Consider the following 13,477-nt stretch of genomic DNA (forward strand, 5'->3'; position numbering starts at 1 on the left):
AGGAGATTACGCACATGAATAAGTTCAAACGTCTACGTGAAACTAAAAGAGAGCATTCTGGTTCCACCCGATCTGAATATTCACCAGCAAAAAAAAATTGGAGTAAAAAGCAATTTATAGCTACTTCAATTGTGTTATCTGTTATTGCTACGAGTGTAATTCCGTTCCAAACAGCTGACGCTTTAACTAGAGTTACTTCAGAAAGTGGCACAGTATGGGAGATTCACGATGTTTTTGCTCCTAGCTTAGACACAGGAAGTTTACGTACAGTTGGTGCTACACAAGTACAAGGTTTCGGTAATATCTTTGTTAAAGTGTCCTCGCCTTCAGCTCCGCTGATGAATGGTCAAATGATGCGTGGGTTTGACTTGAAATATGACGGCGTTAATAAGTTTACTTCGGCTCAATCTGTAAATCTAGGAAATGTAACAGTAACACGTGAGGTGTATGTGGATACTATTCATAATCGAACGAGATTCTTTGATACTTTCACTAATAAAAATGATGTGGCAATAAAAGTTGATGTATCATTCGGTGGCTCTTTAGGATATGGTACAACAACAAATGCTTCAGTAGTTAAGGCAACCTATTCAGGCGATCTAAAGGTAACTACAGATGATTCATGGATTGTTGTAGATAGTAGCGCCAAAAACAATAAGCCGCTAGGCGTTGCAGTGGGATCTCCAAAGCCGTTTGATAATGGATTAACCGGTCTAGGTAATCAGCAACAGGATCCCTTCACAATACCCTTAGCTGAGTATGGAAATGAAGCGAATTTCTATGGGTTCATTAATTCACTAAATATTGGGCCGGGCGAATCGAAATCCCTAGTAAATTATGTACAAGTTGGAGAAGCTGGTGAAGAAGGGTTGAAAAATCTGGTTGCTATGCTAGATGGACTTAATAGTCTGCTGGATGTAACAGGATTAACAAACGCACAAATTCGGTCAATTAGCAACTGGGATATATCTGCTATAGAGGGACTTGATACTGGAGATCATCTGGTTATACCAAATGCTCCTGCACCTAAAGAATTAGTAACTTCATCGCCGTATGATGTTAAGAATAAATCCATTGCAGAAATGCAGCAGGATATGATTACTGGCAAAACTACTTCTGTACAAATTACTCAAGCCTATTTAGATAGAATCAAGGTATACGATGAGGGACAATTGGGATTCCATGCATTCCTGCATGTATCTGAAACTGCGCTTAACCAAGCAAAAGCTGCTGACGATGCCCGTGCACAAGGTGTAAAAGGTGATTTATTGGGTATTCCAATTGCGATAAAAGATATTTATGATACAAAGGATATGCCTACTACCGGTGGCAGTAAAGCTCTTGAAGGCTGGCAGCCTGATTCTGATGCATTCCAAGTGAAAAAACTGCGGGAAGCTGGAGCTGTAATTATTGGTAAAGTAAATACTTCTGAGTTTGCTAACAGCGGAAGCTTTAGTGAAAGCGGCTGGCAGCAAACATGGAATGCACTCTATCCATCGAAAACATCTTTTGGCTCAAGCGGCGGGTCTGCAGTATCTGTTGCAGCTGATTTTGCAGCAGCAGCAATGGGATCGCAAACAGGAGTATCTCTCTATGCACCAACTACAGGCGCTAGCTTAAAAAGCTTCCGGGGTACAGACGGTATGGCAAGTACTACAGGTGTACTGCCACTCACTTGGGGACAAGATTATGCAGGTCCCATTGCTAAAACAGTAACTGACCTAGCTATTATATTGAATGCTACAACGGGTACGGACCCACAGGATATTTTCACAGTCACTGCTGATGCAGATCATAAGCGTCCAGTGGATTGGAAGGAATCTCTGGATGTTAATGCATTGAAAGGAAAGAAAATTGGATACATTCCTGCATCCTTTGTATCTGCATATGCTGATGATGATACTGGACAGGCAGTGATGGATAAGTTCTCAGAGCTTCAAGCAGCGGGCGCGACTATGGTTGAAATGTCAGCTGTACCATCAGGCCCTAGTCGTCCTTCAGGTATTAATGGATCTACTGAAGGTTGGGCACGTTATATTGAGTTGCATAAGGACTTCCCTTATATTGATGGAGCAAGTGTACTAGCTTCAGATAAAGTGCTTATCTATAATCAAAGAGGATACAGTACCCCAACTCGTATGACTGAACAGGCTGTACAAGATTACATTAAGTATAGAACTGACTATAAGGAAGTTATCAAAGGCTGGATGGACGCGAATGGTGTTGATGCTGTTGTTTATGCAGGTTTTATTAGCGACGTATATAACAATGACGCAGCAGCTTCTCAATTAAGTTCAGACCGTAACACAGGCGTATTAACCTCTACTATGGGTCTACCTACGGTAGTTGTTCCTGTAGGAACGAATGACAGCGGATATTCTATCTCTATGCAACTGGTTGGTAGAGCATGGGACGATGCAAAAGTTTTAGGCATGAGCTACGCTCTTGAGCAACAAAGTCAAGCTAGACTACTTACAACATTTGCTCCAGCACTTCAATACGTTTCAAACTCTACTAATCCTGATCCAAACACAGATAATGGACCAACCCATCCAAATACTGGAGGAGGTACAGTGACACCTCCAGCAATAACAACGCCTATAGAAACACCGGCACCTGCAGAAACAATAACACCAGCAGATAAGCCAAAAGTTGTTAGTTTTGTAGATACAATGAATCATTGGGCAAAAACAAGCATTGACGCACTAATTGCTAAGGGATTATTGACGGGGTATTCCGATGGAACATTCCGTCCAAATTCAGGTTTGACTCGTGCGGAAGCCATCAAGGTAATTGCAACGCACATGAAACTTGAAGGACAAGAAAGTAACTTTATAGATGTATCTCCAACTCATTGGGCGAATAAGTTTATTGGTGCAGCTGCTAGATCAGGCTTGATGAACGGATATAGTGACGGAAGCTTCCGTCCAGATGAGAAGATTAGTCGTGGTGAATTAGCGGCACTAATCACTCGAGCTTTTAAGCTAACAGGTACTGGAAACACATCATTCAAAGATGTTACAAGAAATGCATGGTATTATGATTCCATTGATGCACTCGCATCCAATAATATTATTACAGGATACGCAGACAGTACATTTAAGCCTGAAAAAGATATTACTAGAGCAGAGTTTGCAACAATTGTTTCCAGATTACTAGAGACTTACTAGAGACTACTAATTAAAAGAAATTCAATTAAAAATGACAGAGTACTCGAGTAACCACGTTTACAAGAAAGGCCATCCCGAAAGGGATGGCCTTATAACTTGCCGTTACAGATAGTGCGATGAACCGTATCATAAGTAGGGCTAACCCTATCCACACAAAAAACGACTCATCCGTAGACAAGTCGCTTTTCAAGTTTTATTATTAATAGATTATTACTGTGTAATTGTCATCAGTCTCACCGCTTCGCCTTATAAAACTCATGATACAGCTTCATCAGCGCCCTTTTCTCTATCCTCGAAACATAACTCCGCGAGATCCCCAGCTCCTTAGCAATCTCTCTCTGCGTCCTCTCTTCCCCACCTGTATCCAATCCAAACCGTCCCACGACAACTTCCTTTTCTCGGTCATCCAATATATCGAGATTTCGATAAATCTTGCTCTTCTCGATCTTCAGATCGACTTCTTTAATGACATCATCAGCTTCTGAGCCAAGGATATCGATGAGAGTAATTTCATTACCTTCCTTGTCTGTCCCAATTGGATCGTGCAGAGATACATCTTTACGAGTCTTCTTCAAGGATCTTAGGTGCATCAGAATTTCGTTTTCAATACAACGTGCTGCAAATGTGGCTAGTTTGGTTCCTTTGTTTGGACGATAACTCTCAATAGCTTTAATCAGGCCGATGGTGCCGATGGAGATCAGATCCTCCATGTCTTCTCCGGTGTTATCGAATTTCTTGAGGTTGTGGACACGATACGATGTCATTTCCAAATGACGCTTACATCCAAAATACATGGTACGCTGCATTGACGATTATTAATTCCCTCTAGATTAATTAATAAATTTCTTAGTGAAATAAATTTCCTATCCCTCTAAATTGTGATACCAAATAATCAATATCACTTTGAAAATCACCTTTTTGTAGAATTTGATTTATGTAATCATTTTTTATTTTCGTACCATCAACAGCTCGGTGTAATAATTCATTCTGAATGATTGCTTCTTTATAAGAATTTTCAGTACACTCTCTAATGTCTACATCAGTAATATTAGAGCTTAAAAAATCGTCATAATATTCCACAATCACCTCCACGCCTAATGCTGAAACAATTAAATTATTAGCCATCTCAGTAGATAACAATATATCCGAGATTTCATCATAAAAAGGCCTAGTAAGTTCATCAAGCGTATCACAATCTAAGTAAGTAAAATCTTTTGTGTCTAGAGAAATACTTGTCTCGTAAATATTTCCTATCTTGCTTAAATCACAACAAATTTATTGGAGCTAATCTTTCCATTTATCGATATAATTCTCCCTTCCTTAAGAAGCACTATAATTTCATTTGTACTACTTTCACACGCATGAATTTGCAAATCGCCAAAGTCCCAATTTTCCACAGACTCAATCTCATTGATAGCTTTAAGCCCTTTTACTTGCACGACTCTGAGAAGCCAATTTAATTCAATTACGTTTTTTGTAAATATTATTGCATTAAAATTAGCACTCATCTTTTCATCTTCCACCGTTTGTTTCATTGATTGCCCTTGTCACTCTTGTGGAATCTGCACCAGGATAAAGGCTGATAAAATCACCATTTTCCTTGACTCTCAACAAACCTTCCCTTTTGTACTATTCCGTTGGCTATTGACTTCCGCCCTCAACTTATTATAGGAGTTAGAGCTATCCATCGATGCCTTTACATTTTTAGATCTAACCGTCGTTATAGATCACTTCGGTTTTCTGTGTCTGCGATACGTTATTGATCATCCCGCTGACCGTACTGGATTTGAGCGCGCCAATTTCGTCATAGCTGTATCCAAACACACTGCCGTTACGATCGGTTTTGCTGGTTAATTGCCCTAATGTATTATAGAATAAGCTTTTACTTTGAGAAGCCCCGTCCAGCTTGCTCGTCAAAAACCCAACTTTGTTATAGCTCTTGGTATTCAGCGTTTGCTCCGTTCCACCTTTAGCTTGCACCGTGACTTTTGCAAGTTGACCATCCCCATCGTACGTAAAGCGTGTGTGCTTTAATGCATCGTTGACGGAGGTTAGACGATTTAGAGCATCAAAACTATATTCTCAACCACCGCCATACTCAGAATGTCAAATGCTAAATTACAAAAAATAAGCCACATAGAGTTATTACACTCGTATGTGGCTAAAGCACTACTATTCTTCTAAATAAGGTGATTCAAAACTCTCAACAAATAAACCTGAATTAATGATCTTTATTAAAGAATCATTACATTCCTTCACACTCCCTAAATACATGTAATAATCAAAACCAAAGTGAACAAACATCTCTCTAATTTGAAATTTACACCAAATCTTTTCTCTTAAAATTAATTGAGAAAGTAATTTCAACTCGTACACAGAGATATAGTCGCCATTTTTCACACTGTTATAAATACTTTTCATCTCGTCAGTGTAGATGGAATGGAATTCAGCTTTCTCCACGTCAAAGTTATATTTTTCTAGATCTACTACTTGAATTGTGTTTAAATTATTCTCATTCATTATTAAATTTATAGCCGTTATATATAATGATTCAGTTTCTAAATAATTTTCAATTAAAAAATCTCCAGATGGATACAAATTCCCGACATCACTTATTGAAGTCCATTCATTTTTTGTGTATACATCATTAATACGGTTAGCTGGGTTATATTTAGTAATCCTCCAAAAGAATTTGTACATTTCAATCTCCAATCCTATTTAATAACGCATCATAAGTACCCAAATGAGTATCTTTACTCAACCAAATATCCCTTTTTTTGAATCAATTTACATATACCTCCGATATGCAAATCAAGATCTTGGGCAATATAGAGTTTACCATTTTTATACACTAGTTTATCCTTAATTTTTACTTTCGTCTTTGTAAAACCCAAATATTCCGCTAACATATCTGTTTCTTTATTTATTAATCTTAAGGTTTTACCTCTTACTTGAGTTTTTAAAACTTTATCTTTACTTCCACCGGAAAATAGACTTAGAGCAGCGCCAAGCATAGCAGCGCCCATAACTTGAAATCTTCCATAATCTCTCATTAATTGATCAATCTGCACTTCATACGTATCCTCATTTATACTTGGATCATAATATCGTGCCATTAGATAGTAAAGACCTGTCTCTTCATCGTATACTTCACCTGTATATAAAAGGAGTTAGAGATTCTTTCTATCTAGTGATGTTCCAACATTTTATTCATCTTGCACATCTATCTGATATAATAAAAAAGCAACTTCCCTGTTGGCAAGTCGCTTTTAAAATACTCTATTGTAAATATTTAACTTTTTCTAACATCCTAGCGCTTCGCCTTATAAAACTCATGATACAGCTTCATAAGTGCCCGCTTCTCAATCCGCGACACATAACTCCGCGAGATCCCAAGCTCCTTCGCAATCTCCCGCTGCGTCCGCTCTTCCCCACCTGTATCTAGCCCAAATCGCCCAACGACAACCTCTTTTTCCCTATCATCCAGAATATCAAGATTACGATAAATCTTACTCTTCTCGATCTTCAAATCCACTTCTTTAATAACATCATCAGCTTATGAGCCAAGGATATCGATAAGTGTAATTTCATTACCTTCCTTGTCTGTCCCAATCGGATCGTGCAGAGATACGTCTTTCCGTGTTTTCTTCAAGGATCTTAGGTGCATCAGAATTTCATTTTCAATACAACGAGCCGCAAATGTGGCCAGTTTTGTCCCTTTGTTCGGACGATAGCTCTCGATGGCTTTAATTAAGCCAATGGTGCCTATGGAGATTAAATCCTCCATGTCTTCCCCAGTATTATCGAATTTTTTGAGGTTGTGGACACGACACGATATAAAATCACCTTGTAATAAAATAATATCTTAGAACCCTTATTTAAAGATGTTTATAGATGATGCATGGGATATATTGTATAGTTAAAATATTCCATATGGATTTTGCGGTATAGGCCAATAGGGAGAGTGAACAGAACAGATTATGAATACACCACTAACACACTACGTACTTACAGAATGGGAATCAGACACGAATACAAATGTTCTAAATATTCATTTATATACGCTACCTGTGCGTAATGTATCTGAACAACATACAGAAAACGGAAATGCTTCTTTTGATTTAAGAAAATTAAACAGGTCGCTTGTTATCGATTTTTTCAATCACTATATTGCAAGCTGGCAACCTATTGAAAATTGGGGTGAGTACACATTCACTCAATATGAAATTCGCTCAATTAATCCCACTATCCTAGCAGAGAGAACTATCTTGGAAAGATTACTTTTAAGAACTATTGAAAGTGTTCAGCCAAAAAAAGAAATTGCTGCTGGAAGTCGGAAATTCACGTGGTTAAAAGCTGAAAAAGTCGTAGAAAATATTTCAATACATAGGGTTATACAATGTGATATTACTGTAGACTATACGGGCAAAATTACCATTGGTTTTGATTTAAATCATAGTTATCGTACAAATGCATCGGTATATGATTTAATAAAATCAAACGCAATTTTTAAAGGCGATCGAGTAATTGATATATATAACAATCTTCATTATGAGTTTGTGGAAATCTCCAATTCTACAATCAATGATGCAATTCCAGAACTTAATCAATCAGTTGTTAGTTATTTTACTAAAGAACGAAAGCAAGCTTGGAAAGTTGATAAACTTGAACAGAGTATGCCTGTTGTCTATCTAAAAGCATTTAATGGAACTCGCATTGCTTATGCACCAGCTATGCTACAAAAAGAGCTTACTTTTGAGTCACTTCCTTCTAGTGTAGTGCGCCAAACATCAGAAATTTATAAACAAAACGCAAATCAAAAAATTAAAACATTGCTGGATGAAATACAAAAAATATTAGCACGCACTGATAAAATTAAATTTAATAGACAAAAGCTCCTAGTCCAGCAAGCTGGGTATGAAATATTGGAGTTGTCAAATCCTACTCTTCAATTCGGAAAAAATGTTACTCAAACACAGCTTAAATATGGACTTGATAAGGGCGGTGTTGTAGCCTCAAAACCTTTATCCGTTAATTTACTTGTATACCCAGAACTGATAGACACAAAACTCGATGTCATAACTGACTTTAATGATAAACTGAATACGCTATCCCATAAATGGGGTGTACCATTATCAATCTTAAAAAAATCAGGAGCCTATCGGAACAAATCTATTGATTTCACAAATCCACACCAACTTGCCATCCTGCTTAAAGAGCTTACGAAAAATTCATTTCAAGAGTTGACGCTCGTGATAATCCCAGAAAAAATTTCAGGCATGTGGTATGACACGGTAAAGAAGGAGTTCGGAGGGAATTCTTCAGTACCGACTCAGTTCATAACTATGGAAACTCTTCAAAAAGCTAATGACTACATTCTAGGTAATATATTATTGGGGCTTTATTCTAAATCAGTCATTCAACCGTGGATCTTAAATTCATTCCTATCATCCGATTGTTTTATTGGACTAGATGTATCTCATGAAGCTGGCAGACACTCTACTGGTATTGTACAGATCGTAGGAAAAGACGGTATAGTATTGTCCAGTAGGGCAAATACCTCTAATGAAGCCGGCGAAAAAATCCGCCATGAGACTATGTGCCAAATTGTGTACTCAGCGATAGATCAATATCATCAACATTACAATGAAAGACCAAAGCATATTACGTTTCATCGTGATGGATTTTGTAGAGAAGATTTAGATAGTCTAGACGAAGTGATGAATAGTTTAGGTGTAGAATATGACATGGTAGAAATTATCAAGAAAACGAATCGTCGTATGGCTCTAAACGTTGATAAGCAAGGTTGGGAAACAAAACCAGGGCTTTGCTATGTTAGAGACGATCTAGCGTATCTCATCGCTACTAATCCTCATCCTCGTGTCGGTACAGCTCAACCAATTAAAATCATCAAGAAAAAGGGATCACTACCAATCGAAACAATAATTCAAGATATTTATCATCTTTCGTTCATGCATATTGGTTCCTTATTAAAATGTCGCCTTCCCGTTTATGCCGATTTAAGCTCTACTTTCTTTAACCGGCAATGGCTTCCGCTCGATTCTGGCAAATCGCTACATTTTGTATAACAAATAAACCTCCCACATACTGGGAGGTTTATTTGTTATTATGATAATCCAGAATCTAATACATTTAGAACAACATATTTTTTCGTTTTTACATGTTGTTATTTTATTTCTCACCAGGAAATAATACAGCAACGATCAATACATCATTATCAAACTGTTCAAAATAAATAAAAGAAATCCTTGAAACACAAGGAATTAGTCAACGAGAACTTGCACGAAGAATGAACATTCGACCGAGTACAATTAGCCATCTCTGCTCCGATAAAGTGAATGCAGCTTACTTCGACACCTTGGAACAGATTTGCCGAACACTCAACATCAGCCTAAACGAACTTCTTGTACTGGAAGATGACTAACCTTGCCGCAAACTAAAGCACAGATTATCGTTATTAAATCTGCCTAATGCCCAGCGGCAAGCCATCGAAATCAACTAATTGCTGTGAGGACATCATTTCTTTTATTGATGCCCGATGATGCTTGCTTAGTTCATCGGGTAGCATTAAGCCATTTTGTAATGCTAGTATCATGGCTCTTTTTTCCACCCTAACAGCTTCCAAATCCATAATGATGCTACAAGTATAGTAATCATTGAACTTAGGTGGATACTGAATGATACTTTCTAAAGGTATTTTCTCAACGGGTCTGTATACTAATTCCACTCTTGTTCGTTCCACCACTTCTTCAATTCCTTTCCATTTCCTCTCTAACTTTTTATCATAGTTATGGCAATAAGCATGTTGCTTTCTTTGGTCTTTTCGCCCAAAATATCGAGTTCCTTCACCCGTATTGGAAGCAATGAACAGATTGCTCATTGCTCATTGGATATGGAATATCGAAAGCCAATTCAATTCGGTTAAGGTATACTTTCTGCGAATGTTTATATAAGGTAACAAGCAAGCGTTGAAACTTAACTAAGTGGTCTGGATGAGTTTCAATTTGTAACGTGTACTTCCTTGATTTTTTCTGACACCATGGTTGATACCGCAAATAAAGATAAGCATCATCCATTGCTAGATGCCATTGGTATACATAACCTTTGTGACGTATAGTTGGTTTAATATCAAACCAATCTCGAAATGACAGTGCGAGTTGATTGTAAAAGCTCACTGTCACTCCATGATATTCAAGTGAAACTTTATCAATAGAAATTTGTATGTTGTTCATGCATTCCCCCACGGCCAAAACTTTTGACGTATTTGCCGTTTGTATTATAGTAATGAGGGAGTCGGTGGCTAGCCTTTAACACATGACCTTCCCTATGCAAGATGTTAAATTACGTCCTGTCAGTGTAATGATCGAGCCATCCATTCATTAAGTTGTGAAAAACCTTATGATTAAGTATCTTCTCGCTATGGCTATCACAGTAGCTAATTTACAGGTGCAATTGATTTGAAAAAAAAGAGGATAACGTAGATAACAAAAACAGGTCAATCATGGTGGTATCTGACCATAATCGACCCTTTTTGTTACGAACTAGCGTTATTTAGGTTATACTTTTCAAGCAATAATGTGCGTACAACATAAATCATGAAATTCTTATAACGGTATTTCATGGGTAAAGTGTGTTATGGTTGAATGATGGGTTCATTCGGCACTGGGTAGCCGCACGAAAAAACAACCTTGAAAGGCACGTAGCCAATCAAGGTGTTCATTTTTTCACTTCATTCCATGATAAGGGTCATCGACATGACCGTCTAACTCATCAATTATCTCGTGAATAACTGTCCTAATCTCATTTCTCACATTACCAGTTAGTAAATTTTTCAGGTGTATATAAACCTTTACTAAACCTAGCCGTCCGATAATCAATGAGATTAGCTCAATATCATGTAACGACTCCTTATTACAAATACCAATTATCCATTCTTCAACCCTATTTCTTAATTCAGAGTCGATTAACTCATACGTATGCCACTGTCTGTCTGCTAATTCAACTAATGACTCTAATGCAACTCCAATATCATTTTTGTTTGAACTATTCGACGAGATGAATTCCTCAAACAACTCTCTTAATTGGGTTGTGGAAATGTAATCAGGCAACGATTTATAATAATCCAACAAAATTATTACCTCCCAAAATCAACAGGTATGTGCGTGATATTACTTGGATTTCTATAGAATTTACCATCTTGACCAAGCAACTTGTTTCCAACTTTAATTTGTGCAGTCCAACCGCTTCCGGAATTGCTACTAGGAAATTTAGCAGCAGCATTCGCATCAGGAGCATGCCATTTTATTTCAATTTTTGTACCGTTAATCTCATAATTATACTTGTACCCATCTGCTATTGTTGCGGAAGGTTTAAACCCGTTGGCAGCACCGTTAGGAACCATGCTTTCCAAATTCTCTATTGGAACTTTACCATTCTTTAGCATTTGCTGAGCAGCAAATTGAGGGTTATAAGTTGTTAATGCTTTTTCAACTTCACCGGTCCCCTTAGTATTATTCCTTTGGGTATTGACTTCTGCTCTCAACTTACTAGAAGAATTAGCGCTATCCGTTGGTATTTTTAAATTTTTAGGTAAGGTCCTTGGACTTTGTGTTTTAACAAACTTAAATTCACTAACTAACCATTTTGGAACTGTATAAGCTCCTCCTCCACCAGAACCCCCAGACGATTTTCCGCCCATTTCATGCATATTTCCTGTTGGGTCAATATATTTAAGCGGGTTATTTATAACATAAGTATACAAATTCAAGCTCAGCGGATTATCAATCTGCCCCTCATACGTATCCTAGTTTATAAAGCGGAGCTTTGAATAAAGAAGGTGGCAACGGAGAAAGCACTCCCAATTACCACCCATTCTATCATCCTGCTTGCCGTACAGGTGTATTCGGCATCACGTATGCTGACTTTTTCTTCATCATGACGTAGATGATGTTTACCAACTTCCTCATTAAGCAGACAACCGCTTGTTGTTTTGTTTTACCCTCTGCTATCTTTCGCTCATAATAAGAATGAAAATAGGCATTCTTTGGTTCTCTCTTGGTTCGTGTGACACCAATCTGACGAATCGCAAGGCTCTTGATAATATCATGCAATTCCCGATTGCCTTGCTTACTTTTGTAGTTTCGTGACTTGTTTCCTGAACCTACAGTTACAGGTGCAATGCCAGCAAAACGAGCAAGCTTGTCGGGAGATGAAAATCGGTAGATGTCGCCAATCTCTGCCACAATTTGTGCTGCTGTCACCACATCTATACCAGTCATGGATTCAAGTTGGAAGCCAAGACGCTTCAATAAGAAATCAATTTCGTCCTCTATACTGACTAATTGTTCTTGAAAAAAACGAGCTGATTCCACTTGGCTCACCACTACTGAATCTCGTGACTGCTGATAATCCCGATACGTCTCTCCGTCTGCGTCGATCAGAGTAAGAATTTGATTTGCCTTCTTATGAGACAATCCATTGTTGCTGTACTTTCGTAAAAATGCCGCAAGGGCTTCCTCTGACACGTCCTTCAAGGTATACGGTGATGGGTACGTTTCCCAGAAGGCGAGTGCCGTTTTCCCCTCCACTTCAGAGAAGAACTTTTTATAACTGGGATAGGAATAGCTAATTTGCTGGTGCAACTTCTTTACCGTTTCTGTTAAACTCTTAGCCAACCATCTTCGCTGCGTCACAAGCTGGCTAATCGCCCAATACAGGTCTATGGGCTTGGCATCTGGCAGGCGCTCCAACTCGTCTCTGAGCACCTTGGCAACGCATTCCGCATCCCAGCTATCCGTCTTTTGAACGGTCACATGGCTCTTTCTTCTGGCGTTAGCAAGCTTTGCGTTCACTTCCTTCACCCAGCAACGATTGTCTTTCAGATAGACGGCGAGTCCTCTGCCATAACCTCCGATATCCTCCAGTCCATAGACGACGGACAAACTCTTCTTGGTGTACTTCTTCAATTCCTTGAGCAGTAAAGGAAAGGCAGACGGCTTGTTATCGAATTTTATTTCTCCTAGCTTCTTACTCCAGCAGTCAATAATGACGGCTGTATGATGTTGTTTATGCAGGTCAACCCCTACATAGATCAGATTCTGCTGTTCAATCATGCTTCTGTTGCTCCCTCTATATTTGAATTGTTACCAACGAATTCGATTCATTGCATTCAAGAATCTTTGCTGTCCTTATCGCTTGATCTGTATGTATCCAGCCCATTAGTAACCACTCAAACGAGTGCGAAAACATCATGGATAAACAAGTTTGCATCCTCAGTTCGAGCGGTC

The 13,477-nt window shown here is 38.3% G+C and carries 14 protein-coding genes and 1 pseudogene; 3 read left to right on the forward strand and 12 right to left on the reverse strand.

All coding sequences use genetic code 11. The annotated features are described in order from the left end of the window. The first annotated feature begins 14 nt into the window (after positions 1-14). Positions 15-3,170, forward strand: a complete 3,156-nt coding sequence (locus MHI15_RS16015) for an amidase family protein (protein ID WP_341164597.1) — start codon at positions 15-17, stop codon at positions 3,168-3,170. Between the two features lie 233 nt (positions 3,171-3,403). Here MHI15_RS16015 and sigK (MHI15_RS16020) read toward each other — a convergent pair whose 3' ends face one another. From sigK (MHI15_RS16020) to sigK (MHI15_RS16055), 7 genes and pseudogenes are all read right to left on the reverse strand, one after another. After that, positions 3,404-3,976: an RNA polymerase sporulation sigma factor SigK gene (gene sigK, locus MHI15_RS16020; protein WP_405132581.1), complete on the reverse strand. Its 573-nt coding sequence runs from the start codon at positions 3,974-3,976 to the stop codon at positions 3,404-3,406. A gap of 40 nt (positions 3,977-4,016) precedes the next feature. Further along, positions 4,017-4,295 carry a hypothetical protein gene (locus MHI15_RS16025; protein ID WP_139330139.1) on the reverse strand — a complete coding sequence of 93 codons (279 nt, stop codon included), beginning with the start codon at positions 4,293-4,295 and terminating at the stop codon, positions 4,017-4,019. A 134-nt stretch (positions 4,296-4,429) separates the two neighbouring features. Then, a complete protein-coding gene (locus MHI15_RS16030) occupies positions 4,430-4,705 on the reverse strand; it encodes a hypothetical protein (RefSeq protein ID WP_076193557.1) in 276 nt (91 codons plus the stop codon). 175 nt (positions 4,706-4,880) lie between these two features. Next, positions 4,881-5,150, reverse strand: a complete 270-nt coding sequence (locus MHI15_RS16035) for an RHS repeat domain-containing protein (RefSeq protein WP_076193560.1) — start codon at positions 5,148-5,150, stop codon at positions 4,881-4,883. A 192-nt stretch (positions 5,151-5,342) separates the two neighbouring features. Continuing rightward, on the reverse strand, positions 5,343-5,882 hold the full coding sequence (locus MHI15_RS16045; protein ID WP_217696546.1) for a hypothetical protein: 540 nt from the start codon (positions 5,880-5,882) through the stop codon (positions 5,343-5,345). Positions 5,883-5,923: 41 nt separating this feature from the next. After that, complete coding sequence (locus tag MHI15_RS16050) at positions 5,924-6,286, reverse strand: toxin C-terminal domain-containing protein (protein WP_076279546.1); 363 nt, start codon at positions 6,284-6,286, stop codon at positions 5,924-5,926. A gap of 194 nt (positions 6,287-6,480) precedes the next feature. After that, positions 6,481-6,993, reverse strand: a pseudogene (sigK, locus tag MHI15_RS16055) (RNA polymerase sporulation sigma factor SigK); the annotation flags it as partial. A 157-nt stretch (positions 6,994-7,150) separates the two neighbouring features. Here sigK (MHI15_RS16055) and MHI15_RS16060 point away from each other — a divergent pair. Together MHI15_RS16060 and MHI15_RS16065 are read left to right on the forward strand one after the other, a co-directional pair. Beyond that, complete coding sequence (locus tag MHI15_RS16060) at positions 7,151-9,259, forward strand: Piwi domain-containing protein (protein ID WP_341164598.1); 2,109 nt, start codon at positions 7,151-7,153, stop codon at positions 9,257-9,259. Positions 9,260-9,426: 167 nt separating this feature from the next. Continuing rightward, positions 9,427-9,615, forward strand: a complete 189-nt coding sequence (locus tag MHI15_RS16065) for a helix-turn-helix domain-containing protein (RefSeq protein ID WP_076193570.1) — start codon at positions 9,427-9,429, stop codon at positions 9,613-9,615. 33 nt (positions 9,616-9,648) lie between these two features. Here the strand turns inward: MHI15_RS16065 and MHI15_RS16070 are convergent, their stop codons facing one another. The 5 genes from MHI15_RS16070 to MHI15_RS16090 all read right to left on the reverse strand — a co-directional run bounded on the left by MHI15_RS16070 (position 9,649) and on the right by MHI15_RS16090 (position 13,303). Further along, positions 9,649-10,071, reverse strand: coding sequence for a hypothetical protein (locus MHI15_RS16070; protein WP_076193573.1), 423 nt, complete (start codon positions 10,069-10,071; stop codon positions 9,649-9,651). Then, complete coding sequence (locus tag MHI15_RS16075) at positions 10,037-10,423, reverse strand: hypothetical protein (RefSeq protein WP_076193575.1); 387 nt, start codon at positions 10,421-10,423, stop codon at positions 10,037-10,039. Before MHI15_RS16075 ends, MHI15_RS16070 begins: the two co-directional genes overlap by 35 nt. Positions 10,424-10,915: 492 nt before the next feature. Then, on the reverse strand, positions 10,916-11,320 hold the full coding sequence (locus MHI15_RS16080) for a hypothetical protein (protein ID WP_076305725.1): 405 nt from the start codon (positions 11,318-11,320) through the stop codon (positions 10,916-10,918). A gap of 5 nt (positions 11,321-11,325) precedes the next feature. Continuing rightward, the gene (locus MHI15_RS16085; RefSeq protein WP_341164599.1) at positions 11,326-11,958 is read right to left on the reverse strand and encodes a hypothetical protein; all 633 of its coding nucleotides are present in this window, start codon (positions 11,956-11,958) and stop codon (positions 11,326-11,328) included. 109 nt (positions 11,959-12,067) lie between these two features. Next, a complete protein-coding gene (locus MHI15_RS16090; protein WP_341164600.1) occupies positions 12,068-13,303 on the reverse strand; it encodes an IS110 family transposase in 1,236 nt (411 codons plus the stop codon). Positions 13,304-13,477 lie beyond the last annotated feature (174 nt).

The sequence above is a fragment of the Paenibacillus sp. FSL H7-0918 genome (assembly GCF_038007025.1).
GTDB classification, from domain to species: domain Bacteria; phylum Bacillota; class Bacilli; order Paenibacillales; family Paenibacillaceae; genus Paenibacillus_AQ; species Paenibacillus_AQ odorifer.

Bases quoted from the DNA above. Each gene is read 5' to 3' on its own strand.
- MHI15_RS16015 (WP_341164597.1), top strand. From the start codon at position 15: ATGAATAAGTTCAAACGTCTACGTGAAACTAAAAGAGAGCATTCTGGT.
- sigK (WP_405132581.1), bottom strand. From the start codon at position 3,976: ATGCAGCGTACCATGTATTTTGGATGTAAGCGTCATTTGGAAATGACA.
- MHI15_RS16025 (WP_139330139.1), bottom strand. From the start codon at position 4,295: ATGGCTAATAATTTAATTGTTTCAGCATTAGGCGTGGAGGTGATTGTG.
- MHI15_RS16030 (WP_076193557.1), bottom strand. From the start codon at position 4,705: ATGAAACAAACGGTGGAAGATGAAAAGATGAGTGCTAATTTTAATGCA.
- MHI15_RS16050 (WP_076279546.1), bottom strand. From the start codon at position 6,286: ATGGCACGATATTATGATCCAAGTATAAATGAGGATACGTATGAAGTG.
- MHI15_RS16060 (WP_341164598.1), top strand. From the start codon at position 7,151: ATGAATACACCACTAACACACTACGTACTTACAGAATGGGAATCAGAC.
- MHI15_RS16070 (WP_076193573.1), bottom strand. From the start codon at position 10,071: ATGAGCAATCTGTTCATTGCTTCCAATACGGGTGAAGGAACTCGATAT.
- MHI15_RS16075 (WP_076193575.1), bottom strand. From the start codon at position 10,423: ATGAACAACATACAAATTTCTATTGATAAAGTTTCACTTGAATATCAT.
- MHI15_RS16090 (WP_341164600.1), bottom strand. From the start codon at position 13,303: ATGATTGAACAGCAGAATCTGATCTATGTAGGGGTTGACCTGCATAAA.